The following is a 25,070-nucleotide window of genomic DNA, read 5'->3' as shown; positions in this document are numbered from 1 at the left end:
TAGCCTTACCGTGTGCTGTAACGGCGTCATGCTGCCCCTCCGCTTTTTGCCAAGTGGAAATCTTAAAGCATGTCGAAATCGCTTAAATGCGTCTGGACACTTCAACCAGAAAACCCACCACGCCCAGTCATTCCTTGTAAGACCTGCGGTGTTCTCAAGCCTTTCAAGCCGTCAGGCAAATTCCGCCTGAACGCCAATGGCACAAGACTGGATGCCTGGCTCATCTACAAATGTGAAGCCTGCGATACCACGTGGAACCGGCCAATCTTTGAACGCCGCGCCCGCAAGCAAATCGCGCCTGAGCTAATGGAAGCCTTGCAAATCAACTGCCCGCATCAAATCCGCAAACTCGCATTTGACCGGACAGGCCTGCCTGCTGTTGCAGCCCCAAGTGAAGGGGTAACAGCAATTGCAGTTCACAAGCAAATCGTGGAAGGCCAAGTCGCGGAGTGGGCACATCTTGAAATCACCCTGAACCTGGACCTGCCAGTCAGCCTCCGTCTAGACAGACTGCTGGCTCAGGAACTAAATATCTCAAGAAACACCCTCAAAACCCTCGCCAAACAAGGCAATCTCACTGGTGACAATGGAGCCCCTCTTCAACTGAAGAAACCGCCCAAACACACCACCACCATCCACCTCCACCTCGCAGCCAACCACCCCCTGTGCCCCCAACTCAACACCATCCTGTTCAACCTCGAACCCGTTGAGTAACCAAACCACCAACCCCGGAGCTTAGCTCCGGGGTTTTTCATTACATTGATGTCGGTATGATGCTAGGTTTTCACTATGGAAATAAAGCAGCGCCAGTTCTCTTACCGGGATGATGCAAGAATCCCGCCTTTCCCTGATCAAGGGCCCGTATCTGTTATGGATGCCAGCTGTGGCCTTTGCGCTAAAGGTGCTGCCTGGATAGCAAGGAACGACCGAAATCAGGAGTTCCGGATTATTCCGCTACAGTCCAAGTTGGGAGAGGCACTAGCATCACATTATGGGCTTGATCCGGCTAAACCGTCGTCGTGGCTATATCTGGAAAATGGAACGGCATACACATCACTTGATGCATTGGTGCATGTTGGAGAACGCCTCGGAGGAATATGGAAAGCGCTCCGTATCCTGATGATCTTGCCAAAGCCATTGCGAGACAGGATGTATGGCGCCGTTGCCCGCAATCGTTACAAATTTTTCGGCAGAACTGATTTGTGTTCCACGCAAGATCCGGAACTAAGAAAAAGGCTATTACTTTGAAAATTTTATTGCTGGGTGGCTACGGTGTGTTTGGTGGACGCCTAACTGAGCTACTCTTGGATATTGAAGATCTTGAAGTTGTCATTTGCGGTCGAAATCAAAAGAAAGCGGAAGAGTTTTGCAAAACACACAGCGGTAATGCGACCCTTACGCCGTTAGGTTTGGACCGCGCTGATGTTGGAGCGCAGCTTCCAGTACTCCAGCCCGATGTTGTCATAGACGCTTCTGGACCTTTTCAGGACTATGGAAACGATAAGTATGAGACGATTGAAGCCTGTTTGTCGGCGAAAGTGAACTATCTAGACTTTGCAGATGCCGCAGACTTTGTTTTTGGTGTTTCCAAGTTCGATGAACAGGCGAAAGCTGCCGGGATCTTTGTGATTTCAGGAGTGAGCAGCTTTCCCGTGTTGACCGCCAGCGTTCTCCGGGAGCTTTCAAAGTCCATGGAGATCCATAGAGTTACAGGTGGCATTGCACCTTCTCCATACGCTGGTGTTGGCCTCAATGTCATGCGCGCTGTAGTCGGGTATGCTGGGTCTCCCATCACCCTGTTTCGTGATGGCAAACGGCACCAAGCAATCGGCTTGGCAGAGACACTACGCTACACCATCTCCGTCCCAGGAAAGCTCCCTTTAAGAAATACGCATTTCTCGCTCGTGGATGTACCTGATCTTCAAGTGCTGCCACCGGAACATCCAACAATGCAGTCGATCTGGATGGGAGCTGGCCCAATCCCAGAGATTTTGCATAGAATGTTGAACTGGATGGCTCATGCACGGGCAGCTCTGAAACTTCCTTCATTTGAACCACTATCACCGCTCTTTTACTGGGTTCTGAACTTGCTCAAACACGGTGAACATCGAGGCGGCATGTTTATCCATGTACACGGCTCAGCAGAAGGGAAACCAATCGAAAAGTCGTGGCACATGCTCGCTGAGGGAGATGATGGCCCATATATCCCTTCTATGGCGATCGAAGCTATCATTCGCAAAATGCTTGCTGGTCTTAATCCCAAGATTGGTGCGAGATCAGCTACCAAAGAGCTGGAGCTGAGTGACTATGCTCGGCTTTTTGAAGATAGGCCGATAACCATGGGCTTTCGTCAGTCTCAGGGTGAGAAGACACCGTTTAGGCAAGTCCTTGGCTCTGCGTTTGATTGTCTTCCTATTCCTCTCAAGGCGTTTCATGGCGTGGAGTGCGAGCAGACTTGGCAAGGGCAAGCTGAAGTTCGTCGGAGCAGGGGACTTTTTGCAAGTTTGATTGGGAGGATGTTCGGCTTTCCTCAAGCCACAAAAGCAGCAACAGTGAGCGTTACTCAGTTGCCAGCAGAAAGTGGGCAGGAGTGGATCAGAACGTTTGATGGCAAGACATTCAAGTCATCTCTAAAAGCGGGCTCAGGCAAAAACAGTCATCTGATGGTTGAGCAGTTTGGACCCGTGAAAGTCGCTTTGGCCCTTGTTTTGGAAAATGGAAAACTGCGCTTTATTCCGCGTCGCTGGTCACTCTACTCAATCCCTATGCCGGGCTTTCTGCTGCCACGTGGAAATACCTTTGAAGAAGAAAAAGATGGCCTTTTTTCGTTCGATGTCGAGATCTCAGCTCCATTTGTCGGTCATATCGTATCCTACAAAGGGACCTTGGAGCCTCTTGCGCAGGGCTGAGAGCACCATCAAAGATTACACATCACGTCTGCGAGGATTTCGTAGGTGATGGGGTTGCCCATTTGGCTGACGTTGAAGCGCATGAACTGGCCCATGGATTGGGTTGGGCTGAAGACGTCGCCGGGGGCGAGCACCATGTTTTCCTGCAGGGCTGCTCGGGCTAGGTCAGCTGAATCAATGCCTTCGGGCAGGGAGCACCAAAGATAAAATCCGCCCTCCGGCATCAGCCAGGTCTGGATACCCAGTTCGGCTAGGTTGGCGGAAACTTCGCGCCGTGTTTTGGCAAGGCGGCGGCGAAGGGCTTCCATGTGCTTGCGATAAGAACCATCACTCAGGCAGGAATGGATCAGTTCAGTCGCAATAGGACTTGGGCCGCCGAAGCTGGTTGCGACCTGCAGATCAATCAGCGCCTCAATCCAGTCAGGTCTTGCTGCGATGTAACCACAACGCACGGAGGCAGAGAGCGTCTTAGAGAAGCTGCCCAGACGGATGACACGATCAAACCCTCCAAGAGCCGTCAGGCGAGGTGTGGTCTCTGGCAGGAACTCAGCAAACACATCATCTTCAACAAGGATGAGATCATGCCGCGAGGCAATTGTCAGAATCTTATGCGCAGACTGCGGAGAAAGGGTAACGCCCGTTGGGTTGTGCAGGGAGGAATTGGAGATATAAAACCGCGGCTTATGCTCGATAATCGCTTGCTCAAACTCGTCAAAGTCCACGCCAGTTCTGGTGCAGGAAATGCTCACAATATCAGCCTGATGTGCCTTCAGGATCGCCTGAAAATTGAAGTAACACGGATCACTCACCAGCACCTTGTCACCGGGGCGTAGCAGCAGGCGACACACCAGATCGATGGATTGAGTCGCAGAGCCTGTCAGCAAGATCTGGTTGGGATCAACCTCAATACCTTCAGCAGCAAACTGGCGGGCTTGCAGGCGGCGCAGATTAGCTGCTCCGCGTGTGCTGGCATAATCTGAAAGCAGATGATCATCCGCCTTGCTCAGATTACGGATAGCTTTGCGCAGCGAGGCATTCGGCATCCAGTCTGCCGGCATCCAGCCACATCCGGGCTTGAGCATATCCATGCCGGTATCCAGTGACTGCCGGGAAACCCAGAATGGATCGATCTCACGGTCCAGAAGCGGCCCAATCTCGGCAACCGAGAAGGGCTGCGTTTTGGGCGAAACATAAAACCCGGAACCTTTGCGCGCGAAGATGATGCCTTCCGCAGCAAGCCGGTCATACGCTTCCACCACCGTCGAAGGCGAGACATTCATGGTCGAGGCGAAGCCACGAATACTGGGCAGTTTTTCGCCCGGCTCCAGAGCACGACTGCTGATCTTGCTGCGCACCGCCTGCATGACACGTTGTGTTTGCTGCCCATAACTCATTTTACATCTCACCTGCTGTATCGATGATTGTAGCAGTACAGTTTGCTGTAATTGTATTGTTTTGTGGCTGTTGTGCCTAGCCCCTCCTCAGTAAAAAAGCAAAAAACGGAGGGATCTCATGCAAGCATCACTGGCACAGCGTAGCTCTGCCGGGTGGGGAAACGGCCTGCTCGGTGTTATCATTTTCAGCGGTTCGCTGCCTGCAACACGCGTTGCAGTTGGCGGTTTTGAGCCATTTTTCCTGACCAGCACACGCGCCGTCATCGCCGCACTTCTTGCGGCCGCGTTTTTGGGGTTGATGCGCCAACCACTCCCAAAACGGCAGGACCTGACATCCTTGGCTGTTGTGGCACTTGGTGTGGTGATCAGTTTTCCGCTGCTGTCGTCACTGGCCCTGCAGCAAATGACAGCAGCACAGTCGCTCGTCCTGATGGGCCTCTTGCCACTCTCAACTGCGATCTTCGCGGTGGTGCGGGGAGGGGAGCGACCAAAACCACTGTTCTGGGTGTTTTCCGGTGTGGGCAGCCTTGCAGTCGCCACCTTCGCTCTTTCGCAAAACGCTGAGGGCTCCCTGCTTGGCTCGCTCTACATGTTCGGCGCGATCATCGTATGCGGATTGGGATACGCTGAAGGCGCAACACTCTCCAGAAAACTGGGTGGATGGCAGGTCATCTCCTGGGCGCTCGTGCTGGCCCTGCCGGTGATGCTGATTGCATCCTTCATAAGCCTGCCTGCAGAGTTTCCGCCAGTCACCTCCAAAGCATGGGTCGGACTGGCCTACGTCTCCGTGTTTTCCATGCTGGTTGGCTTCATCTTCTGGTATCGCGGGTTGGCTATTGGAGGGGCCGCTGGTGTTGGCCAGCTCATGCTCCTGCAACCCTTCTTTGGCCTCATGCTCGCCGCTCTCCTGCTACAGGAAAGCATCTCATCCATGATGATCGCAGCCACCGTGGTTGTTGTGGGATGCGTTGTCGGCGCCAAGAAGTATGTGTGATTGAAGGTCGAGAGCAGGCCAAACCAAACAGCCTGCTCTCGGCTAATCTTAAATGCGGCGCAGTACCTGCATGATAGTCGCGCCCGGCTCACGCAGTGGCGTGGTGCAAACGGAAAGCACGCGGCCATCACAAGGCGCTGAGTACTCTGCCACGACATCGCCGAAGGCATTGGACATGGTGGCGACCGGTTGGCCCTTGGTCACATCCTGATTGAGCTTAACCAGCACACGCGCAAAACCACCCTGATCTGCGGTGACAGACACCTCTTCATTGCCCACATAAGTCTCAATGCCGAGCAGATCGACTTTGCCCGCAATCATCTTGTAGTCCACCAAGGTGTTCAGGATGCCCTGTACACCGCGGCGGGTCATATCCGGATCAAACACATTGGCGCAGCCCAGCTCGACGGTAAGTGATGGAATGCCAGCACGAACCAGCTCAGTTTCAACCGAACCGTCGATGCCATCATCTTCCAGAATCTGATCCGCTGGCTGAAGGGCTGCCAAACGGCACACATCTGCACTGCGAAAGTCTGCAAACATGAAGAACGGAAAGGCCGTTCCAGTGGAATCCGTATGCAGATCCAAAAAGATATCTGCATTGTCCATGTAAAGGTTATGCCATAGCGCATGCGCAAAACGGCTGCCTGCATTGGAGCTTGTTGCATCGCCCGGCATCATCCGGTTGAGGTTCGTAAACGTCTGGGTCTCGTTCTGGGAAGGATAGTAGCGGGAAGCCAGCTGCATACCCGGAGGGTTCGCGCCCGGCACCATAACGACTGTTCCCTTCAGCGTCGCCGGATCAAGATGCGGCAACAGCTGGTGGATCACATCAACACCCTGAACCTCATCCCCATGCAGCGTTGACTGAATGAAAAGCTTCTTCCCCGGCTCAGACCCTTTAATCACGATCACCGGCACACGGTGGTAATTGCCCAGGGAGTCGGTTGTCGCTTTAAAGAAAAAACGGTGCTTACCAGCCCCAAGCTCATCAACACTGAGCTTCTCGATAACCGGTACACCATCAATGATATCATTTGTTGTTTTCATAAGAGAAACCTATCCCGCCAGCAGCGCGATGAACAAGTGAGTTTACGTCAAAGCTCACATAGTTGTTGTGAGGCTCCAGACCAACACAATCACCTTCATTGACTTCTAAGTCCCATAGCAGTATCTCACATTGTATACTTATGTATCCATTTTGAGGTGTCCTCATGACGATTACCAGCGAACACGCATTCTCGGGCTTGCAGAAGATTTACGATCAGGCACGCCCACGCTATCCGCAAAAGGCTTTGGAGCGCATTGTAGACCTGCTGACAGCGTCAAAAGAAGCAGAGCAGGGGAGCCTGCTGGATGTTGGCTGCGGTACAGGCATTTTAATCCGCCAACTTCTGGAACTCGCCCCGCAGAGCAAGTTTACGGGCTGTGATGTGAATGAGGATATGCTCTCTCAGGCAAGAGAGCAGGATGCAGACTGCGCAATCTCCTGGCATCAATCCCATGCGGAACAGCTGCCGTTTCAGGACAATGCCTTCCACCTGATCACCGTCGCGCAAGCGGCTCAGTGGTTTGATCGGCCAAGGTTTTATCAGGAAGTACAGCGCCTTCTGATTAAAGGCGGACATCTCGTCATCATCGAAAACAACCGTCAGCTGGAAGGCAGCGCGTTCATGGATGCCTATGAAACGCTGATCGAGACCCACAACAGCACGTACTCCAGAGATTACCGCAAGTTCGACTATGCTCAGGAGATGGCACAGGCAGGCTTCGCAGATACGCAGATCCAAAGCTTCCTTTGGTCCCGCACGCTCTCCCATGATGAGTTCGTCGAAATGGCTAAGAGCTCCTCAAAGGTGCAGGCTGCGATCAAGGCAAGCAAGGGGGCCTTCCTGAAAGAGCTCAACATCATCCTGCAGGATCATTGGGCGGAGGGAGAGCCGGTTGTAATCGAATACGCAACGCAGGTCTTCAGTGGACGCTACTGAGACTATTGAGAAGCTCAGGCAAATCGACCAAAGCTGCTTAAACCAATGCAAAGACTATCTTCTTAGAGTGAGGACGTATCATAACCTGAGGGCGATCCACTGAGCATGATAGGTGGGAGCCGCAAGACAGAAACGGCCCAATGTCCTATCAGAACCTGACTGTTATCTTTGCAGTGGTCTTTTTGTACAGCGTCATGAGCCGGCGGCTGGAGCAAAAGCCAGTCAACGGGGCATTGCTGTTCTGCATCATCGGCTTTCTGCTTGGCAACGATGGGTTGGAGTGGTTCCAGGTCAAACTGACCAATGAGTCCATTAAGACATTGGCAGAGCTGGCCCTTGCCATCGTTCTGTTTACCGATGCAGCCAAAGCCAACCTCAAGGTTCTTGCAACCAACATAGATTTGCCGCGACGCCTCCTGTTAATCGGCCTCCCTCTCACAATCCTCTTCGGCATTGGCACAGGAATGGCCTTGCTGCCGGAACTGCCGGTAATCGAAGTCGCCATCCTCGCGGCCCTGCTGGCGCCCACAGATGCTGCTCTGGGCAAAGCCGTCGTGACAGACCCGTCGGTGCCTGCAAAGATCAGAGGAACCCTAAATGCAGAAAGCGGGCTGAACGACGGGATCTGTGTGCCCATCGTGTTTTCACTTCTGCCAATCGCAGCGGACCCATCCCTGATCACTCACCTGAATAAAATGGCCGCCCAGCTTCTTGCTGAACAGATTGGCCTAGGCGTACTTGTGGGGATTGGCATTGCCACATTGGCCGGGCAAATCATCGACTACTCTTTCCAAAGCAAAGAACAGTCCAAAACGTGGGAGCAGGTGACTGTCGTCGCCCTCGCTATCTGCTGCTTTTCTGTTGCCCAACTGGCAGGGGGAAGTGGATTCATCGCAGCCTTTGTGGGCGGCATCGTCTTCGGATGGCTGGAGAAACCCTACAAAGAACAGCTGCTGGACTCTGCTGAGGGAATAGGGGACTCGCTCTCCCTCATGACGTGGCTCATCTTCGGTGCCGCCATCATCGGCTCTGTCCTGCACGAGTTCACTTGGGAAATCCTCGCCTATTCCATCCTCAGTCTGACGCTGGTCAGAATTCTGCCGGTCTATCTGGTGTTGAGGGGCGAGCCCTTAAGCACAAAAGAGAAGCTGTTTATTGGCTGGTTCGGTCCGCGCGGTTTGGCAAGCATTGTGTTCGCCATTGTGGTGCTGGACGCTAACCTGCCGGGCAGTTCTGTGATTGCCTCAACAGCTGTCACCACCATTGGCCTCAGTGTCATTCTGCATGGAATAACAGCGCATTCGTTCATCAAAGCGCTGAAGAAGAAATAGAGAAAAGCTGGCAAGAACAAGCCTCGCCAGCACAAATGGCTTAATCAGCCATCTTGGAGTTCAGTGCTTCATTATTCGGGAAGTGCCGCAGACCTTCCGTCCAGATTTCTCTGGCTGTCAGAAAATCCCGCTTCCGCTCATAAATCGCCCCCAGCACAAGATAGGGGTACACATGATGCCAGTTGGACTTGGTCTTCTGCTGTGCCTCAATCATGGACTTCAGGATCTTGATGGAAGAAGCCTCCAGATCCCGCTCCTCAGAAAAACCGTAGAGCGTTGCTTTGCCAAGCCATCCGCCCCAGCAGGTGTTATCCTTTTGCAGCGCCAGATCATAATACTCATCCGCCGCTGTCGCCAGCTCAACCATGTCGTCTTCATCATCAGACATGTAAGCACCGTAGGTCAGCAGCATGCCAAACCGCGAGATGAGCTCTGGATTACTTTTCTCTGAGATCTCCTTTTCGAACATCTCAATCATCTTCAAAAAGCTTTTGGATTTCACCAGCCGCACCACCAGAAGCTCCCCTTCAGGGCTCCAGAGGGATGTGGTTTTAATCTTTTTCAGCCCCTGTTCAGGACTGACATATTGATGTGTTGCTTCGTTGCGATCCCACGAAAAAGCCCATGGCACCCAATGATCAGCATGGGCAGGCAAGCTGAACAACGCCCCGGCAAAAAGAGGCAGTGCCACAACGTAAGCGTGGGACAATCTTTTGATAATACTCATTAAATATCCATTGTATTGATATCAGTCATGGGCTTTGAACCTTCTTATTTCCTGCGAAAAATTACAGGACCTTTATTGACAGTTGTGTATTAAATGATACATATACGTATCATGTCAATACCATTGAACAACACCACTAAAGATAAGCTGCTGGAAGCAGCCGTGCGCGTGCTCAACATGCAGCCGCGGGCTTCCTTGGCAGATATTGCAGAAGCCGCAGGCGTCAAACGCGTTACTCTCCACCGTGTCATTGGCACCCGTGAGGAACTGCTGCGTGACGTGGCTTTCCGCGCTTTGGAGCAGATGGATGAAGCCTGCTACACAGCCGTAAAAGGCAAGCGCAAAGCGTTTGAACAGCTCAAAGCCATTGTAGGCGCTCTTGTGCCTTATGCAGATTCCTGTCACTTCCTCTGGAAGAATCCCGACGTGTGGGATGATCCTGAAATCGCGAGAGAAATCAAGCGCCACGATCAGGAACTCTGTGACTTAATTGATCGCGCAAAAGCAGAAGGCGACATTCTCTCCTTCATTCCAAACAGCTGGATCATCGCTTCGCTGGACGCTGTTCTGTATGCCGCGGCAAGTACCGCAAAGGCAGGCAACATCGCAACCAACGACGCCAGCGCCCTCGCCATCCAAACCCTCTTTGGCGGCATAACAAAGAAGGTCAAAGGCACAGCACTGGCAGGGGCATAAGTGCAGGGCAGACAGCATAAACACACGTAAGGCAGGGGGAAAACGTGATGGCTGCAGGTACAAAAATCGGGCGTCTGGAAGGGCTGGACCTCGCCAGGTTCATCGCTTTTGTAGGGATGGTGATCGTCAACTTCTCCATCGTTATGGGGGCGGAAGGGGCAGGGGGTGTCCTTGGTGCCATCATCTATGGGCTGGAAGGCCGGGCCGCGGCCACCTTTGTGGTGCTAGCAGGCATCGGGCTTGGCCTTGCGGGGCTGAAGGGAGAGATCAATCTCACCATCTTCACCACGTTCAAACGCGCTGCCTTCCTGCTTGTGCTGGGTCTGCTCAACATGCTCATCTTTGATGCGGATATCCTGCATTATTATGCGTTCTACTTCCTCTTCGGTGCACTGCTGCTGCCTTTGAGCAATCGGGCGCTGGGCTGGGTCATTGCTGGCCTGGCAACCACGGCTGTGCTGATGGTGCTCACGCTGGACTACGAGGCAGGCTGGAACTGGACGGATCTTTCCTATCCTGAGTTCTGGACCCCGGTTGGTTTCGTCCGCAATCTGTTCTTCAACGGCTGGCACCCCGTCATCCCGTGGCTCGCGTTCCTGCTCTACGGCGTGATGCTCAGCCGCTGGACCCTTTCCTCCGCCAGAACGCAGGACGCTCTCATGCTTGGTGGGCTCATGGCCTTCCTGTTGGTGAACGCTGTCAGCGCCTACCTGCAACCGCTCTTGGCCATGGTAGACCCGGAACTGGTGGATCTGGTCACGACCAACCCGATCCCGCCCATGCCGTTCTATCTGATCGCCGGAATGTCCGTTGCTTCCATGGTGGTCGGCCTGTGCCTGCGCGCAGCCCCGCTTCTGAAAAGCATCGGCGTGCTGGCCGTGCTCAACCCCGCGGGCCGCCAGACATTGACGCTCTACCTCGCCCACATCCTGCTGGGCATGGGCGTGATGGACGAGCTCGGCCTGCTCGGCGGCCAGACAACCCAGAGTGCCTTCCTCGCCTCCGGCATATTCTGCGCCTTGGCCATCATCTACGCCCTCATCTGGAGCCGCTTCTTCAAACGCGGCCCTATCGAATCCCTCATGCGCAAAGTCGCGGGCTAGAACAACCGAAGGCAGGGGAGGTGACAAACGGGCACCTCTCTTGTCCAAACCACACTTGCCTCAACTTCAACCTGCAGTTACCCTCGCGTTTTAGCTTCGGGAATAGTTTAGTGCTTCAGGTATCCTCCCCTCCCAAACTGGTGATTTTTGATTGTGATGGTGTGCTCGTGGATTCAGAGAAGATCTACATCCGCATCCTGCACCAGATGATGCAGTCGTTTGGGGCGCCGCTGTCCTTTCAACAGTGCTGGGAGATGTTCGTCGGCAAAACCAGCCGTGATGTGAACGACTACCTCAAGGAGCAGGGCCTGACCGCGCCAGACACCTGGACACAGGACTTCCACGAGCAAGCCAACGTCGCGCTGGGGCAGGAAGCTCAGCCGGTTGAGGGCGTGAAGCAAGTGGTAGAGCAGCTGGTGAACGCCAGCATTCCCATCTGCGTCGGCTCCAACGGCCATCCGAAAACAGTCCGCTTGTCACTGGAAGTCACGGGCCTCCTGCCGTTCTTCGGCGATAACGTCTTCACCGCAACGGATGTCGGCGTGCCCAAACCCGCGCCAGACCTGTTCTTGCACGGCGCGAAAATGGCAGGCATCAGCCCGGAGCATTGCGTGGTGATTGAGGACAGCGCCACCGGCCTCAAAGCCGCCGCCAACGCAGGCATGCGCAGCTTCGTCTACTCGCCAGAAAACATGCCAACCCCAACAACCCTCTTCGGCGCCCACCCCTTCCAATCCATGACAACCCTGCCAGACCTTCTGGGCCTCGTGCCAGCATGAGTAACCCACTGGTGCCGGAGTTTGCTGTCTCCGATTGGCGCGCATCCAAGCGCTTCTACTGCGATGTGCTTGGTTTTCACTGCCTCTATGAGCGGCATGAAGAAGGCTTCTGCTACCTGAGCCTCGGCGGGGCGGAAATCATGCTTGATCAGATTGGTGTAGGCCGCACGTTTGACAATGGCCATGCTCCGCAATCCTATCCATTCGGCAAGGGGTTGAACGTTCAGATCGAAGTGGACACCATCGAGTCAATGGTGCGAGCGCTAAAGCAGGCCGATATCGCGCTCTTTCTGGAGCCGGAAGACAAGTGGTATCGCAAGAACGATGGTGAGGTCGGCAATCGCCAGTTTGTGGTCGCAGACCCAGACGGATATTTGCTCCGCTTCTGCCAGTCTCTGGGGTCCCGCAAGACCGGAGCCTAACCCCCACCGTCATCCCGCACCCGATGCGGGACCCAGAGCCCCAAACACAAACCTCTCACCCCGCACTAGATCCCGGATCACCGCTCCGCTCGTCCGGGATGACGGCAATGGAGCCCCCCTCCACCGTCATCCCGGTCCCCGAGCCGGGATCTATAGCTGTCTAGAACCAAGTGGAGAGGTTGCTCTCAGTTAAGGTTGAAGAGTGCTAAATGAAGCAACTAATGATACATACACTCTTGAGTTGCTTGCTAGGCATACAGACTATTCTTGAGTAGAGATTAAGCGGTGTTCCCATGAAGAATGAAAAGCCAACATTTTGGGATTGGGTGCATCTGAATAGATATGTTGAATTCACCAGAGCACGGTGGCTAGGTGGCTTATTCGGTGCTCTTTTGTTTAGCGCTGCTGTAGTCATTGTCCTTATTTGCCTGATCGGGCTTTGGCATCTTCTGGGTGCATTATTGGGGTATGGACCATTTGGCACTGACACCACGGGTGGCGCGATCAGAAATATTGGATTGGTTATAGCAGCAGCCTTCAGTGCGCCCTTCTTGGTCTGGCGATCCATCGTCGCTCAAAAAAACTCGGACACAGCAGTCCAAAGCCAAATTACAGACCGAATTAACAAAGCTGTAGAAGGTCTTGGCGCCGAGAAAGTCGTAAAGAAAACAATCGAGACACCTAAATATCAGAAGAAAGATGGAAAATGGGTGCGAGATCAAGATGGAAATCCCAAACCAGCTCTCCGCCCAGATGGTACGCCAATTATTGATAGAGAAATACACGAAAGTAGTGTTCCAAACTTAGAAGTTCGCATTGGAGCAATATATGCTTTAGAGAGAATTGCGCAGGATAGTCTTAGGGATCACTTACAGATTATGGAAATTCTCTGCGCCTACATCCGCGAGAATGCACCCGCCTTGGATTTAGAGCCGACGGAGCCTCCATTCAAGAAAGCTAGCCCTAGAACTGATATTCAGGTTGCAATCAATGTGTTGGGACGTCGATCAAAAAAGCAAATTCGATTAGAGCAAGAGAAGAGATTTAGGTTAAATTTGAACAACACTAACTTAAGCGGAGTTGATTTTCGTAGTGGCAACTTTACTGCAGCGTTGTTCGTAGAAAGCAGGTTGGAGTTTGCAAGTTTTCAAGATTGTGAACTGAATGGAACTTATCTCTCTGGGGCATTACTAAACTTTACAAACTTCCGGGGGGCAATATTGAAAGGAACACGTTGTGACCGTGTAATCTTCAATCGTCCGACTGTTCCGTCTGGTTCAATGTATCCAGCAACTTTGGCAAATAGCTTTTTTCTTCTTGCAAAGGTGTATGGCGTGTCGTTTCGAGGAGCTGACTTGAGTGCAGCTGAATTTTTGTCTGACCCGCAAGATGCAAATGTAACGTTTGGTTCAAAAGACACAAAGTTACATCCGAGATTTAATGAAGAAATCGGTACACATTTTTATACACTCCATAAAATCAAAAAATTGAAAAAGGAAAGGAATGAAGATGAGGCAATACGTATGCAAAATGAGCTGTATGCAGAGCATGAGTTCGTAGATTGGGTTCCTTTCGACCAATATGATGGGGCTGTTAATGAAGCTTATAGAGAGTTTTTGGGTCGTTTGGGCCTAACGCAATGGCCTTACCAAGAGTAAATATTTACGGAGAGTTTCGCTTTTATCTCTCATTTTCCTCAGAACGCAGTCCAAATTTCAAGTAAATGTAAGCCCCTAGATACCGGATCTTCGCTTCGCTCGTCCGGCATGACGGCGAGGGGCGTTTGGGCAGCCCTAAAGCCCCCACCGCCGTCTTCCCGCACTTGATGCGGGATCCAGCCGGAACTCACCTCAGATAACGAACTAGCCATATCACGTGGTTGGCAATCTGCTTGTACTCCCACAAACTACAGCATGCTCACAAACGCCTCCTCAGCCAACGCTCTCACCGGGCATACGCTGTGAGCGTCGCGTCTGCCGCATCGCTCTGGATACCGGATCTTCGCTTCACTCGTCCGGCATGACGGCGAGGGGGCACGAAAGCAAAAGTCACCCCCGCCGTCATCCCGCACTTGATGCGGGACCCAGCTGGAACTCACCACTGATAAAACCCTAGCCATATCATGCAGTTTGCAGGCCGCATACGTATCTGCAAGCTACGGCATGCCTTATTACGTTTACATCACTGCAAGCCAGAGAAACGGAACGCTCTACACGGGTGTTACTAACAATCTGGCGCGTCGTATTCACGAGCACAAAGAGAAGACCGCAACCTCGTTCACCGCTCGTTACGATGTTTCTCAGCTGGTCTATTACGAGGAGTTTGAACGCATTGGGGACGCAATTGCTCGTGAGAAAAAGCTGAAGCGTTGGAGGCGCGCGTGGAAACTAAAGCTTATTGAAACACTTAATCCAGCATGGCGTGATCTGTATTGCGACTTGGGGTGAGGTCTTTCATCGTCCTACTAGATCCCGCATCAAGTGCGGGAAGACGGCGGGGAGGGGAGCTTCGCACGGATCATCCCCACCCACCCCCTTGCATTCCCGCCGCTTTCCCTATATCTCCTCAGCCAACGCGTTCATCGGGCTTATGCTGTGGGCGCTACCCTGCTGCCTTAAAAGAACAAGAAGGGCAGCCTGCTCGAGTGGGATGTAACACGGGCATGCACCGTGGTCCGCAGCGTTTCTAGGTCGCTTTAAAAGTCACCTCTCAAACTCCATGGATCTCATATTTAGCCAGTCTGGCCACGTAGACGCTTGTCTGCGGGGATCATGCTGGCACTCATATTATGAGCAAGCGCCTGATCCCAAATCAGGGCGCGTGCTCCGCACATCTTGGAAGTACGAGAGTGAAGAATTTTGACGAAGCTGGCCTCGCAGAACCCATCCTGCGCGCCGTAAAAGAAGAGGGCTACGAGGCTCCAACCCCAATCCAGCGCGAAGTGATCCCGCTGATGAAAGAGGGCGAGGACATCCTCGGCATTGCACAAACAGGCACCGGCAAAACCGCCGCCTTCGTGCTGCCACTGCTCACCCGTCTAGCAGAAGACCGCAAGAAACCAGCGCCGCACACTTGCCGCGCGCTCATTCTGGCACCAACCCGTGAGCTGGCCTCCCAGATCGCCGAAAGCGTGCGCACCTACGGCCAGTTCATCGGCCCGTCTGTTGCCGTGATTTTCGGTGGTGTGAAGCCCGGCCCACAGCTGCGCGCCCTGTCCAAAGGTCTGGACATTGTGATCGCAACCCCGGGCCGTCTGGAAGACCACATGAGCACCGGCGGCATCAAGCTGGACGCTACAACAACGGTTGTACTAGACGAAGCCGATCAGATGCTGGACCTTGGCTTTGCGCCAGCCATCCGCCGTATTCTTGGCAAACTGCCAAAAGTGCGCCAGACAGTGCTGCTCTCCGCCACCATGCCAATCCAGATCCGCAATCTGGCCAAAGAATTCCTGAGCAACCCGCATGAGATTTCGGTCGCGCCGGTGTCCCGTCCGATCGAGAAGATCGACCAGTCCGTGCGCTTCCTCAACTCCAGCTCAAAACGCGCCGCTCTGCTGGACATCCTCTCCGAAGATGACATCGAGCGCGCCATCGTCTTCACCCGCACCAAGCGCGGGGCAGACCGTGTCAGCGGCCATCTGGAAAAAGCGGGCCTCAGCTCAGCCGCGATCCACGGCAACAAGAGCCAGCGCAACCGCGAAAAGTCGCTGGATGGCTTCAAGAATGGCCGCATCAAAATCCTCGTGGCAACAGATATCGCGGCCCGCGGCATTGATATTGATGGCGTCAGCCATGTGGTCAACTACGAACTGCCAAACGTGCCGGAAGCCTACGTGCACCGTATTGGCCGCACCGCCCGCGCAGGCAAAAGCGGCGTTGCCGTCTCCCTGTGTGATGCAACCGAACAGCCATACCTGCGCGATATCGAGCGCCTGATCGGCCGCAAAATCCCATCTGGCGACAGCGATTGGGACGGCGCGTCCGGTGACGTGTCAACATTCGACCCAACCGCAGAACCACAACGCCTCAAGCGCCACAAACGCCCGCAAAACAATCGTCGTCGCAATGGCGGTGGTGGCGGCGCAAACCGCTCAGCCGGTGGCGCAGGTCGTGCCGCCCAAGGCAAAGCTGGTGAGAACGGCGCAAGACCAGCAGGCGCAAAGCCAAATGCAGGTCGTGGCCGCGGCAAGCCAAACGCAAACGCCCGTCCAGGCCAGAAGAACGGCCAGAACCGCAACCAAAACCGCACCCAGAGCGGCAGACCACGCCGCGCAAAACCAGCAGCTGCACAGCGCTGAGTTTATGAAGAAACACCGGGGCCTCCAAAGATACGTAAAAACAAAAGCTAAAGCAGACCAAGCGTTTCAGCTCAAACGCGACCTGCTTTAGCCCGGTTTTGCTGTCAGGCCTCGGTGGCCTCGACCTCTTCGTCTTCCGCACGGGTGCCAAAGTTGGCAGGCGAGACGACCTCAATCAGCTCAAAATCTTCGGAATGCTCAATCTCCCGGTGGCGAATGCCAGCGGGCTGCACCACACAATCGCCCGGCCTCACAGTGCGAATGCCGTGCCCTTCATATTCAAACCGCGCCCAGCCTTTCAGCACATAATAAAACTGAAAGGAGCAATCATGCACATGCCACTGACCAGTCGCATTGTGCCCCTCCCGCGCTTTGATCACATGCGCAACCACAGCCCCGTTGGTCGCATCCGCCACGCCAAGGTCGCGATACTCAAAATAACTCCGCAACCCCCGCGCCTCAAACGCACCACTCTCCCCCTCACTATGACTGAAGCTCTGTTCCTGTTCCATAAAGTCCCTCCCAATCTGAGCCTTGTAAGCGCCGGACAAAAACAAAAGCTATCGTGAGTTTGCCGAAGTGAAAAGAGAGCACAAGCCAGTCCCGGATCAGTCTCATGACTGAGCATTAATTGCAGTACAGTTAGTAGATCTTCAACAACACGCAGGCTCATTACAAAGTCAACAAAACGCATAAACTGACATGGTTACACTGGGCGTTTTCGGTCATTACTTTTAGTAAATTGCGCCATTTTCCAATCTACCGTAGGGTTTCTCGCCATTATTCTTTTTGTCCGCTCCCCAGGACGTAATTGTATTGTCGAAGGTTTCTAAATGACCGCGTTGACCAGAACACAGATTGAAGAACAACTAGCAAAGCATCAATTCTATCACATCGTTGATCTTCCGTTTGGACTTCAGACCCCCGGACGTCCGCATTTTAAATACATGTGGGATTTGGTGATCGAAGCTCTCAATAGGATCGACTTCACTGGGAAGCGGGTTCTGGACATCGGCTGCCGCGATGGTCTCTTCAGTTTTTACGCAGAAGAAAAAGGGGCATCGGAAGTCATTGGAGTTGATAACTTGATATCGAGCGGCGCAGTTGAACTCGTTATTCCTGCCCGGAAATCGAAGGTCAAGATGGTGGAGATGAATGTAAATGACCTTCGCCAAGACACATTCGGAACTTTCGATGTCATTATATTTGCCGGTGTCCTTTATCATCTCAGATATCCATTTTGGGTGATGAAAAAGCTCCAGGAATGCCTAAGACCAGGCGGCACCATGATTGTTGAGAGCGGCATTCTCACTTCGATGAGCCAGTACCCGATGATGTTCTGCCCTGCCGGAGAAGTGAAAGGCCCCTATGATCCAACATCGTGTACCTTCTTCAACGTCACCGGAATGAAATGCACTCTTCAATCTATGGGTTTCATTGATGTGAAACTTGACTCACTCATCCGGCATTCAGGCGATGGGCATGAGCGACTGAAAACAGATGACGCGAGCCTTGATAAATCCTTTGACCGAAAGATTGGTCGCGCCGTTTTTTCGGCTACAAAAGCAGAGACAGCTGTGAATGAGCAGTGGGTTGATGACTATTGGGACGGAATCCAAAACCCTGAAGTCCTGCGAGAGCGTGCACGACGAGAGCGCGCGCGTGGTAGCGAGACTAAGGCCTATCAGGGTAAGGAAGCGGTCGTTAAAAACTCAGCGACGTAGTCCTTACAGTATTGCTAGGCTCGATGTTCGCTTAAAGATGCTAGTTGCCTCTACCCCTTCTAAACTTAGGTCGCCCAGCATAAGCGTGCCGGATGGAGTTGCTTTTCCATCGTTTTAGGGGCTCTATCAGATTGTTCTAGAGCTCAGGTAAGAGTTCTTCAGGTCGTGGCCACTGCAAGCCAAACGCCGTCCGGGCCAGAAAAGCGGCCAGAACCGTAGCTAAAACCGGCAGCGGCGCAGCGTTGAGTTTATGAAAAACGCCGGGGCTGTTCAGCCCCGGTTTTGCTGTCAGGCCTCGGTGGCCTCAACCTCTTCGTCTTCCGCACGGGTGCCAAAGTTGGCAGGCGAGACGACCTCAATCAGCTCAAAATCTTCGGAATGCTCGATCTCCCGGTGGCGAATACCAGCGGGCTGCACCACACAATCGCCCGGCCTCACAGTGCGAATGCCGTGCCCCTCATACTCAAACCGCGCCCAGCCTTTCAGCACATAATAAAACTGAAAGGAGCAATCATGCACATGCCACTGACCAGTCGCATTGTGCCCCTCCCGCGCTTTGATCACATGGGCAATCACAGCCCCGTTGGTCGCATCCGCCACGCCAAGATCGCGATACTCAAAATAACTCCGCAACCCCCGCGCCTCAAACGCCCCGCTCTCCCCTTCACTATGACTGAAGCTCTGTTCCTGTTCCTGTTCCATGAAGTCCCTCCCGGATATGTCGGCTCGATTGCGAGTATTCCTCTAGGAAAAACTAAGCTAATATATGAGGGAGATAAATTACCTGCCTTCAATGAATAGAAATCCATGACAATTCTTATTAACTCTCAATGGGTTGGTAGCGGATGTGGACATCGCTATCCAATCGGTGCAGAGCGAATCCGCCAAATGCTCGCCTCTGAAGAGCTGCTTATTCCCGATATCTCCTATGTTGCAGGTAGGGATCAGGTAACGCAGGGACTTCGAAATCTTGATCAAATCTGCAACTCATTAGATGTTGTCGAGCAAGCGCTTTCAGACACAAAATTGACTGAGCCGCTCTTCAATCTGGGTTCCGATTGTGGCGGGGAGCTGATTCCGGTTGCTCTGTTGAACGCAAAATACCAAGGCAACCTGCGCGTTATCTGGTTTGATGCCCATCCTGACTTGAACACTGTCGAAACATCAGGCTCCCATACGTTCCATGGCATGGTGCTGCGGATGTTGCTCGGAGACATTCCGCAACCGCTCTCTAAGTATTTGCAGGTTCCATTGAAGCCTGAAAATGTCGTTCTGGCTGGGGTCCGAGATATCGACAGTGGTGAACAGGAATGTATTGATGCCAACAAGATGACCTTGCTGCACCCCGATGCATTGGCGAAGGCTCCGACCCAGTCAGTAATGGAGCAACTGGCAGATGCTCCGGTGTTTGTTCATGTTGATTACGATGTCCTCGATCCGGAACGTCACAGCAACACTGCATTCGGCGCGAAAAATGGAGTTGCATTAGACGACCTGCTGTCTTGGCTCAGCTTCATTCGCTCAACGTTCAATGTGGTTGGATATGGCCTGACAGAGTTCGCACCGTCTTCCGCTCTTTCCGATGACACAGACCTGCAACACATCCTGCGAGACGGATTTGGCCTAAATCTCTCTAGCACCTACAGATGAGTGTCTCTCAGATCATCGGCGTATCTGAGAAGCTTACAAATAAAGAAAACTGGCGGTGGTGAAGTAGACCAGCACTCCCAATACATCATTGCTGGTGGTAATGAAAACGCCCGTCGCTGCGGCGGGATCAATGCCGATCTTGTCCAGTATTACCGGCACCGTCGCCCCCACCATGGCGGCCACGGTGGTGACGATGACCAGCGAGAGCGCCGCTGTTAGCGCCAGCCAGACGGGATCGTGGATCTCAAACAAAATGGCGCCGATGCTGATTAGCACCGTGAGTACGCTACCCGCAATAAACCCGTTGGAAATCGCCCCGCAGAACTCCTTCCAGAGCCGAAACAACGTGCTGCCCGTCCAGATAGACCCCGTCGCAATGCCCTGAACCGCAACGGCAGAGGCCTGCAGGCCAGAGTTGCCCGCCATGGACATGATCACGGGAATAAACGCTGCCAGAATAGCCGCTTTCTCCAGTTCATCCTCAAAAGAGCCAACCACCAGCGCGGCCACAGCAGAGCCGATCAACCCTGTCATCAGCCAGGGCAACCGACCTTTGATGATCCGGCGCACGGAATCCGTTGGGCGTGCTTCCGGTGAAACACCGCCCATCAGCATCAGGTCTTCCGAGAGTTCTTCGCGCACAATCTGGTTCATCTGCTCAGTGGTGATCCGGCCAATCAGCTTGCCGTCACTGTCAATCACCGGCATGGAGGAAATCTGCCGCTTGGCTGCTTTGCGCAGCACGTCCTCCTGGTCCATCTCCGCAGAAACCGCCAGCACATTGGCATCCATCACATCACCAATGCGGGCCTTGGGTTCCAGCGTCAAAAGGCGCGTCACATCCAGCCGCCCCACCAGCCGGTGCTTGGCATCCACCACAAACACGGTGCGGAACCGGCCCACCAGATCATACTGGCTCTTGATCGCAGCAATGGCCTTCTCGGCGGTGTAGTCCTCATGAAATGCCACAAACTTGCGGCTCATCAGGCGTCCGGCGGTGTCCTCTCCATGCCGTATCCGCTCTTCAATCTCCGCCCGCGCATCCAGCTGCGGCACCACAATATCCAAAAGGCTCTGCGGAAACTCGTCCAGCGTATCAGCTAGATCACTCTCCTTCATGGTATTGAGGATCTCCACCAGCCGTGCCGTAGTCCCATCCTTGAGCAGTTCCGCCCGAAAGTCCGGATAAAGCTCAGCCAAAATCTTGGTGGAGGGGCGAATGGGCAGCAAAGCAAACAGCTTGCGCGCTTCAGGCAAGGGCAGGGCGGTCAGCAATTGCAAGAGGTCCGTGGGGGACCACTTTTTCAGCCGCTTCACCAATGGGATGGTATCGTCCGCACGCAACTGATGGCGCACCTGTTTCAGCACCTGCTTGTTGTGCTCATGCGCTGCTGTATCTGCCTTACTGCTCCACTGGAGTGGCTTCTTGTTCTTGGCCATCCTCCGCACCTTCGTCTGGGTACGTTCGCTGCTTGCCCAGACCATGCCTCAGCGAAGTAAATCTCTCCCTAAGATCAAGCAAAACCAATCGGCTGAGAGCATCCCTAAAGTTTTCAAAGAATACCGCAACCCGCAAAGAGGAAGCCTTTATAAAATCTAAGCTATGAGGAACATTGGGCTGGCAGATCAACTTGCCCCTGCCAGCATAAAAATGACGCTGGATAGCGTCTACATATTGGAAAATCTCCGAGAAAGATGTGCCATGCTCAACCGGATCTCTCCAAAACTGTGCGTTCAGATTTTAGCTGCATCGTTTCTTTCACTTTTGGCAACCGGTTTTCTGATTAAGTCTTCATATGCGCAGGACAGCTACGCTCAGGCAGAACCCCACGAAGAGCTCAGCGGCGCCGGCTCCATGTATCCGGACGTCCTGTTCAACGAGACCCTGCGGCTCTTCAAAACCTCCAATCCGGATATCGAAGTCAGATACGACCCCATCGGCAGTGGCGCCGGTGTGCTGGCCCTGCAATCTGGCAAGGTGGACTTCGCCGTCTCCAGTGCACCACTGGAAGCCATTCTGGAACAGGACTTGGATGTAGATGCAGCGGATGAGCCCGTCGCCATTGAAGACAAACTGCTGGAAATCCCAATCACAGCAGGCATGCTTGGCATTCTCTACAACATCGAAGGAGTAGGGCACCTCAAGCTCACCCGCAACGCCCTCTCCGGCATCTTCGACGGCTCCATCCAGTTCTGGAACCACCGCGAAATCCGCATGGTGAACCCGGACTTGCGCCTGCCGAAGCTGAAGATCACCATCATTGGCCGCAGTGATGCCAGTGGCGCTAACTTGGCACTCTCCAGACATCTTTACTCCGCAGAAAATGCGTGGGCCGGTAAAACAGCCAGCATCTGGCCGCTGGAAACCTTCCCGAAAGACACTGTCCTCGTGCCCAGCTCATCTGAGGTAGTGACCAAGCTCACGGAGATCAACGGCTCAATCGGCTATGCACCCTCCGCTTTCGGCAGCACGCTCGGCATCCCCATGGCGCTGGTTGAAAATCAGAAGGGCAACTTTGTAGCCCCATCCTTAAATGCTGGTGAAGCCGCTATCGAGGAAATCAGCCGCAGCGGAGAACCTCTGTCCATCGATGAGATCCACAATCCTGAATCTCCAAGCGCTTACCCCATCATTTCATTTTTCTGGCTGGTGACGGAAGACGTCTACCCCGACGCCAAAACGGGCAATGCCGTGCGTGAGTTCGCCGAGTTCGTCTTAAGCGGACAGGCAAGAGGCGCCGCCATCTCCTCCGGATACATCCCCCTCCCATCCAACATGCGTGCCGCCGCTAAAAAACTAGCGGCAACCATCCACTGATGCAGTGATGAGCAAGAGCTTATCGCTCATGTAAGAGTACAAACGAAAAAAGCGGCAGAGATTACTCCGCCGCTTTTAAAATGCTTAATGTAGCTTTGTCTTACTTCGGTTCGCTGCGCAGACCTTTAACGATCGCGAAACACGCGCCCAGTAGGACAATCGCAAACGGGAAGCCAGTAGAAACGGTCATCGCCTGCAGGCTGGAAAGACCGCCACCCAGCAGCAGTGCAATCGCCACAAGACCCACCAGAGACGCCCAGAAGATGCGCTGCTGAACCGGTGCATTCACCTTGCCACCTGCAGTGATGGTGTCGATCACCAGAGAACCGGAGTCGGAGCTGGTGACGAAGAAGGTGATGATCAGAACAACGCCCAGAACAGAAGTGATCTCAGCCAGTGGCAGGTTGCTCAGCAGTTCAAAAAGCTGAATCTCAGTTGCCGCGCCTGCAATCTTGCCAAGGGTCGTGGTTGCTTCCAGCTCAATCGCAGTGCCACCAAAGGCAGTCATCCAAAGGGTAGTCACAACACTTGGAATAACCAGCACGCAGATCATGAACTCACGGACGGAACGGCCACGGCTGATGCGCGCAATGAACATGCCCACGAATGGTGCCCAGGAGAACCACCAGGCCCAGTAGAAGGTTGTCCAGCCCTGACGGAAGTTGTCATCCACGCGGCCAACCGGATTGGAAAGCGCAGGCAGGTATTCCAGATAAGCTTCCAGGTTCCAGAACAGCTTCTGCAGAATGTCCAGTGTAGGACCAGCCAGCAGAACGAAGCCCAACAGCAATGCAGCAGTAATCACGTTGAAGGTGGAAAGGTGTTTGATGCCCTTATCCAGACCCAGAACAACGGAACACAGCGCAATAGCAGAGATCGCGATGATCAGCAGAACCTTGGAGGTTGTGGTGCTTTCCATGCCAAACAGATGCTGCAAACCAGCATTCGCCTGCTCAGCGCCAATACCCAGAGAAGTCGCCAGACCAAACAGGGTCGCAAACACAGCCAGAATGTCGATCACGTGACCCGGCCAGCCCCAAACGCGCTCACCCAGAATAGGGTAGAAGATGGAGCGAATGGTCAGTGGCAGACCCTTGTTGTAAGCAAACAGCGCCAGACCAAGAGCGATCACAGCATAAGTCGCCCATGGGTGCAGACCCCAGTGGAAGATGGTTGCGGCCATTGCAAGGCGTTCTGCTTCCGCACCATTCAGCGCTTCACCGCCCAAAGGCGCCCAGCTGCTGCCAGAGGTGATGGAAGAGTAATGCCCGATTGGCTCAGCAACGCCGTAGAATACAAGGCCAATGCCCATGCCAGCTGCAAACAGCATGGAGAACCATTCTGAGTAGCTGTAATCTGGTTTTGCATCTCTGCCGCCGATCCGCACCTTCCCGAGTGGAGAGACAATCAGGAAAAGGCAAAGCAACACGAAAATATTGCCGGCAATTAGGAAAAACCAGTCAAAGCTAGAAGTCAGCCACACACGAAGATCGGTGAAGACCGGCCCAATAGCGTCTTTGTAGAGCAGAGTAATTGCAACAAAAATTGCAATCGCAATACTGGAGATAGTGAAAACCACGTTGTGAACGTCAAACGGAACACCAGCGATTCGTGGTGTAATATTGTCCTGTCCAACTTCGTAGTCTGTATCAATAAGATTAGACGGCCCTTCCGGGGCCGGGATGAGATCTGCGCAGGTTTGATCAGTCATACTGGTCCTGTTTTATTGGCAGACATCCACACGTGCAGCACCGAATGCGCGCGTTGCATGGATTGAGTAGCTCAACCAAGAGCCAAAATCCGCTTGTTTGCCATCTGCCGCGAAAACTCAAGGGCGAGTCCATGATCACTGCCAGAGATAAAGGGCCCAAACAAAGGGGCGAAGCTGGCAACGCGGTTGCTCCCATGGCGGAAGCACAGATGGATAGTGGCGCCAAACAGCGAAAGTGATCAGGCCATGTCAGAAGGCCGACGCTGATGGTGAAGTGATAGGCACCACTTGATGTGCGCGAAACCTACAAATTTAGATGCATTGCACACAAGCGTAAAACTACGTATGGCTGGGGATAGCTTTTTCAACCTTGCCTGATCGTGCAAAAGCAACGCCAGATATAAAAGGTTCCTATCCCACATCTCTCAGGTTGCAATCTCATTATTCCAAAACCGTATTCCTCACGGTGTCGAACATGGTCTGATGTAAAGAGTGGTAGACCCTTTGTTACTGAGAGCAGAAAG

23 protein-coding genes are annotated in these 25,070 nt (G+C 53.5%); 16 read left to right on the top strand and 7 right to left on the bottom strand.

Going from position 1 to position 25,070, the window contains the following annotated elements; translation table 11 throughout:
* Window positions 1-69: 69 nt before the first annotated feature.
* From PJE062_RS24020 to PJE062_RS24010, 3 genes are all read left to right on the top strand, one after another.
* Entirely contained in the window at window positions 70-714 is a 645-nt protein-coding gene (locus PJE062_RS24020; protein ID WP_008552690.1) for a DUF1062 domain-containing protein, read from the top strand.
* 75 nt (window positions 715-789) lie between these two features.
* Window positions 790-1,248: a thiol-disulfide oxidoreductase DCC family protein gene (locus PJE062_RS24015; protein WP_037038157.1), complete on the top strand. Its 459-nt coding sequence runs from the start codon at window positions 790-792 to the stop codon at window positions 1,246-1,248.
* Window positions 1,245-2,909 carry an SDR family oxidoreductase gene (locus PJE062_RS24010; protein ID WP_008552684.1) on the top strand — a complete coding sequence of 555 codons (1,665 nt, stop codon included), beginning with the start codon at window positions 1,245-1,247 and terminating at the stop codon, window positions 2,907-2,909. Before PJE062_RS24015 ends, PJE062_RS24010 begins: the two co-directional genes overlap by 4 nt.
* A gap of 8 nt (window positions 2,910-2,917) precedes the next feature.
* Here the strand turns inward: PJE062_RS24010 and PJE062_RS24005 are convergent, their stop codons facing one another.
* Window positions 2,918-4,303 (bottom strand): PLP-dependent aminotransferase family protein, encoded by a 1,386-nt coding sequence (locus PJE062_RS24005; protein WP_008552705.1) that lies wholly within the window; start codon window positions 4,301-4,303, stop codon window positions 2,918-2,920.
* Window positions 4,304-4,421: 118 nt separating this feature from the next.
* Here PJE062_RS24005 and PJE062_RS24000 point away from each other — a divergent pair, with 118 nt between their 5' ends.
* On the top strand, window positions 4,422-5,297 hold the full coding sequence (locus tag PJE062_RS24000; protein ID WP_008552795.1) for a DMT family transporter: 876 nt from the start codon (window positions 4,422-4,424) through the stop codon (window positions 5,295-5,297).
* 48 nt (window positions 5,298-5,345) lie between these two features.
* Here PJE062_RS24000 and PJE062_RS23995 read toward each other — a convergent pair whose 3' ends face one another.
* Entirely contained in the window at window positions 5,346-6,347 is a 1,002-nt protein-coding gene (locus PJE062_RS23995; RefSeq protein ID WP_008552797.1) for a succinylglutamate desuccinylase/aspartoacylase family protein, read from the bottom strand.
* A gap of 164 nt (window positions 6,348-6,511) precedes the next feature.
* Here PJE062_RS23995 and PJE062_RS23990 point away from each other — a divergent pair, with 164 nt between their 5' ends.
* A complete protein-coding gene (locus PJE062_RS23990) occupies window positions 6,512-7,285 on the top strand; it encodes a class I SAM-dependent methyltransferase (RefSeq protein ID WP_008552746.1) in 774 nt (257 codons plus the stop codon).
* A 140-nt stretch (window positions 7,286-7,425) separates the two neighbouring features.
* Window positions 7,426-8,616, top strand: a complete 1,191-nt coding sequence (locus PJE062_RS23985; RefSeq protein WP_008552778.1) for a sodium:proton antiporter — start codon at window positions 7,426-7,428, stop codon at window positions 8,614-8,616.
* A 40-nt stretch (window positions 8,617-8,656) separates the two neighbouring features.
* Here PJE062_RS23985 and PJE062_RS23980 read toward each other — a convergent pair whose 3' ends face one another.
* The gene (locus PJE062_RS23980; protein WP_208982469.1) at window positions 8,657-9,343 is read right to left on the bottom strand and encodes a hypothetical protein; all 687 of its coding nucleotides are present in this window, start codon (window positions 9,341-9,343) and stop codon (window positions 8,657-8,659) included.
* Between the two features lie 111 nt (window positions 9,344-9,454).
* On the opposite strand from PJE062_RS23980, the gene PJE062_RS23975 reads away from it, so the two are divergent.
* The 7 genes from PJE062_RS23975 to PJE062_RS23945 all read left to right on the top strand — a co-directional run bounded on the left by PJE062_RS23975 (window position 9,455) and on the right by PJE062_RS23945 (window position 16,643).
* Window positions 9,455-10,039 carry a TetR/AcrR family transcriptional regulator gene (locus PJE062_RS23975; RefSeq protein ID WP_208982468.1) on the top strand — a complete coding sequence of 195 codons (585 nt, stop codon included), beginning with the start codon at window positions 9,455-9,457 and terminating at the stop codon, window positions 10,037-10,039.
* 47 nt (window positions 10,040-10,086) lie between these two features.
* Complete coding sequence (locus PJE062_RS23970; protein WP_037038154.1) at window positions 10,087-11,142, top strand: DUF418 domain-containing protein; 1,056 nt, start codon at window positions 10,087-10,089, stop codon at window positions 11,140-11,142.
* 110 nt (window positions 11,143-11,252) lie between these two features.
* Window positions 11,253-11,921, top strand: coding sequence for an HAD family phosphatase (locus tag PJE062_RS23965; protein ID WP_008552765.1), 669 nt, complete (start codon window positions 11,253-11,255; stop codon window positions 11,919-11,921).
* Complete coding sequence (locus PJE062_RS23960; RefSeq protein WP_037038150.1) at window positions 11,918-12,343, top strand: VOC family protein; 426 nt, start codon at window positions 11,918-11,920, stop codon at window positions 12,341-12,343. Before PJE062_RS23965 ends, PJE062_RS23960 begins: the two co-directional genes overlap by 4 nt.
* A 293-nt stretch (window positions 12,344-12,636) precedes the next feature.
* The gene (locus PJE062_RS23955; protein ID WP_008552702.1) at window positions 12,637-14,001 is read left to right on the top strand and encodes a pentapeptide repeat-containing protein; all 1,365 of its coding nucleotides are present in this window, start codon (window positions 12,637-12,639) and stop codon (window positions 13,999-14,001) included.
* A 504-nt stretch (window positions 14,002-14,505) separates the two neighbouring features.
* Complete coding sequence (locus PJE062_RS23950) at window positions 14,506-14,790, top strand: GIY-YIG nuclease family protein (RefSeq protein ID WP_008552699.1); 285 nt, start codon at window positions 14,506-14,508, stop codon at window positions 14,788-14,790.
* Between the two features lie 401 nt (window positions 14,791-15,191).
* Window positions 15,192-16,643, top strand: coding sequence for a DEAD/DEAH box helicase (locus PJE062_RS23945; RefSeq protein WP_008552695.1), 1,452 nt, complete (start codon window positions 15,192-15,194; stop codon window positions 16,641-16,643).
* Window positions 16,644-16,747: 104 nt separating this feature from the next.
* Here PJE062_RS23945 and PJE062_RS23940 read toward each other — a convergent pair whose 3' ends face one another.
* Window positions 16,748-17,155: a cupin domain-containing protein gene (locus PJE062_RS23940; RefSeq protein WP_008552774.1), complete on the bottom strand. Its 408-nt coding sequence runs from the start codon at window positions 17,153-17,155 to the stop codon at window positions 16,748-16,750.
* Window positions 17,156-17,476: 321 nt separating this feature from the next.
* Between PJE062_RS23940 and PJE062_RS23935 the strand changes: the two genes are divergently transcribed.
* Entirely contained in the window at window positions 17,477-18,367 is an 891-nt protein-coding gene (locus PJE062_RS23935) for a bifunctional 2-polyprenyl-6-hydroxyphenol methylase/3-demethylubiquinol 3-O-methyltransferase UbiG (RefSeq protein ID WP_008552720.1), read from the top strand.
* Window positions 18,368-18,655: 288 nt separating this feature from the next.
* Here PJE062_RS23935 and PJE062_RS23930 read toward each other — a convergent pair whose 3' ends face one another.
* Window positions 18,656-19,069, bottom strand: coding sequence for a cupin domain-containing protein (locus tag PJE062_RS23930; protein WP_008552748.1), 414 nt, complete (start codon window positions 19,067-19,069; stop codon window positions 18,656-18,658).
* A gap of 105 nt (window positions 19,070-19,174) precedes the next feature.
* On the opposite strand from PJE062_RS23930, the gene PJE062_RS23925 reads away from it, so the two are divergent.
* The gene (locus tag PJE062_RS23925) at window positions 19,175-20,017 is read left to right on the top strand and encodes an arginase family protein (RefSeq protein ID WP_083793307.1); all 843 of its coding nucleotides are present in this window, start codon (window positions 19,175-19,177) and stop codon (window positions 20,015-20,017) included.
* Window positions 20,018-20,050: 33 nt separating this feature from the next.
* On the opposite strand, the gene mgtE is transcribed toward PJE062_RS23925, so the two are convergent.
* Window positions 20,051-21,457 carry a magnesium transporter gene (mgtE, locus tag PJE062_RS23920; protein ID WP_008552744.1) on the bottom strand — a complete coding sequence of 469 codons (1,407 nt, stop codon included), beginning with the start codon at window positions 21,455-21,457 and terminating at the stop codon, window positions 20,051-20,053.
* Between the two features lie 262 nt (window positions 21,458-21,719).
* On the opposite strand from mgtE, the gene PJE062_RS23915 reads away from it, so the two are divergent.
* Window positions 21,720-22,835 carry an extracellular solute-binding protein gene (locus tag PJE062_RS23915; RefSeq protein ID WP_008552750.1) on the top strand — a complete coding sequence of 372 codons (1,116 nt, stop codon included), beginning with the start codon at window positions 21,720-21,722 and terminating at the stop codon, window positions 22,833-22,835.
* A gap of 100 nt (window positions 22,836-22,935) precedes the next feature.
* Here the strand turns inward: PJE062_RS23915 and PJE062_RS23910 are convergent, their stop codons facing one another.
* Window positions 22,936-24,546, bottom strand: coding sequence for a BCCT family transporter (locus PJE062_RS23910; RefSeq protein ID WP_008552725.1), 1,611 nt, complete (start codon window positions 24,544-24,546; stop codon window positions 22,936-22,938).
* Window positions 24,547-25,070: the final 524 nt, after the last annotated feature.

The sequence above is a fragment of the Pseudovibrio sp. JE062 genome (assembly GCF_000156235.1).
Taxonomy (GTDB): domain Bacteria; phylum Pseudomonadota; class Alphaproteobacteria; order Rhizobiales; family Stappiaceae; genus Pseudovibrio.
Note: the sequence above shows the minus strand (reverse complement) of the source record. Positions and strands in the feature narration are given on the sequence as shown.

Bases quoted from the DNA above. Each gene is read 5' to 3' on its own strand.
- PJE062_RS23990 (WP_008552746.1), top strand. From the start codon at position 6,512: ATGACGATTACCAGCGAACACGCATTCTCGGGCTTGCAGAAGATTTAC.
- PJE062_RS24020 (WP_008552690.1), top strand. From the start codon at position 70: ATGTCGAAATCGCTTAAATGCGTCTGGACACTTCAACCAGAAAACCCA.
- PJE062_RS23940 (WP_008552774.1), bottom strand. From the start codon at position 17,155: ATGGAACAGGAACAGAGCTTCAGTCATAGTGAGGGGGAGAGTGGTGCG.
- PJE062_RS23910 (WP_008552725.1), bottom strand. From the start codon at position 24,546: ATGACTGATCAAACCTGCGCAGATCTCATCCCGGCCCCGGAAGGGCCG.
- PJE062_RS24005 (WP_008552705.1), bottom strand. From the start codon at position 4,303: ATGAGTTATGGGCAGCAAACACAACGTGTCATGCAGGCGGTGCGCAGC.
- PJE062_RS23915 (WP_008552750.1), top strand. From the start codon at position 21,720: ATGCTCAACCGGATCTCTCCAAAACTGTGCGTTCAGATTTTAGCTGCA.
- PJE062_RS23955 (WP_008552702.1), top strand. From the start codon at position 12,637: ATGAAGAATGAAAAGCCAACATTTTGGGATTGGGTGCATCTGAATAGA.
- PJE062_RS24000 (WP_008552795.1), top strand. From the start codon at position 4,422: ATGCAAGCATCACTGGCACAGCGTAGCTCTGCCGGGTGGGGAAACGGC.
- PJE062_RS23925 (WP_083793307.1), top strand. From the start codon at position 19,175: ATGACAATTCTTATTAACTCTCAATGGGTTGGTAGCGGATGTGGACAT.
- PJE062_RS23930 (WP_008552748.1), bottom strand. From the start codon at position 19,069: ATGGAACAGGAACAGGAACAGAGCTTCAGTCATAGTGAAGGGGAGAGC.
- PJE062_RS23985 (WP_008552778.1), top strand. From the start codon at position 7,426: ATGTCCTATCAGAACCTGACTGTTATCTTTGCAGTGGTCTTTTTGTAC.
- PJE062_RS23970 (WP_037038154.1), top strand. From the start codon at position 10,087: ATGGCTGCAGGTACAAAAATCGGGCGTCTGGAAGGGCTGGACCTCGCC.
- PJE062_RS23995 (WP_008552797.1), bottom strand. From the start codon at position 6,347: ATGAAAACAACAAATGATATCATTGATGGTGTACCGGTTATCGAGAAG.
- PJE062_RS23935 (WP_008552720.1), top strand. From the start codon at position 17,477: ATGACCGCGTTGACCAGAACACAGATTGAAGAACAACTAGCAAAGCAT.
- PJE062_RS23975 (WP_208982468.1), top strand. From the start codon at position 9,455: ATGTCAATACCATTGAACAACACCACTAAAGATAAGCTGCTGGAAGCA.
- mgtE (WP_008552744.1), bottom strand. From the start codon at position 21,457: ATGGCCAAGAACAAGAAGCCACTCCAGTGGAGCAGTAAGGCAGATACA.
- PJE062_RS23950 (WP_008552699.1), top strand. From the start codon at position 14,506: ATGCCTTATTACGTTTACATCACTGCAAGCCAGAGAAACGGAACGCTC.
- PJE062_RS24015 (WP_037038157.1), top strand. From the start codon at position 790: ATGGAAATAAAGCAGCGCCAGTTCTCTTACCGGGATGATGCAAGAATC.
- PJE062_RS23980 (WP_208982469.1), bottom strand. From the start codon at position 9,343: ATGAGTATTATCAAAAGATTGTCCCACGCTTACGTTGTGGCACTGCCT.
- PJE062_RS23960 (WP_037038150.1), top strand. From the start codon at position 11,918: ATGAGTAACCCACTGGTGCCGGAGTTTGCTGTCTCCGATTGGCGCGCA.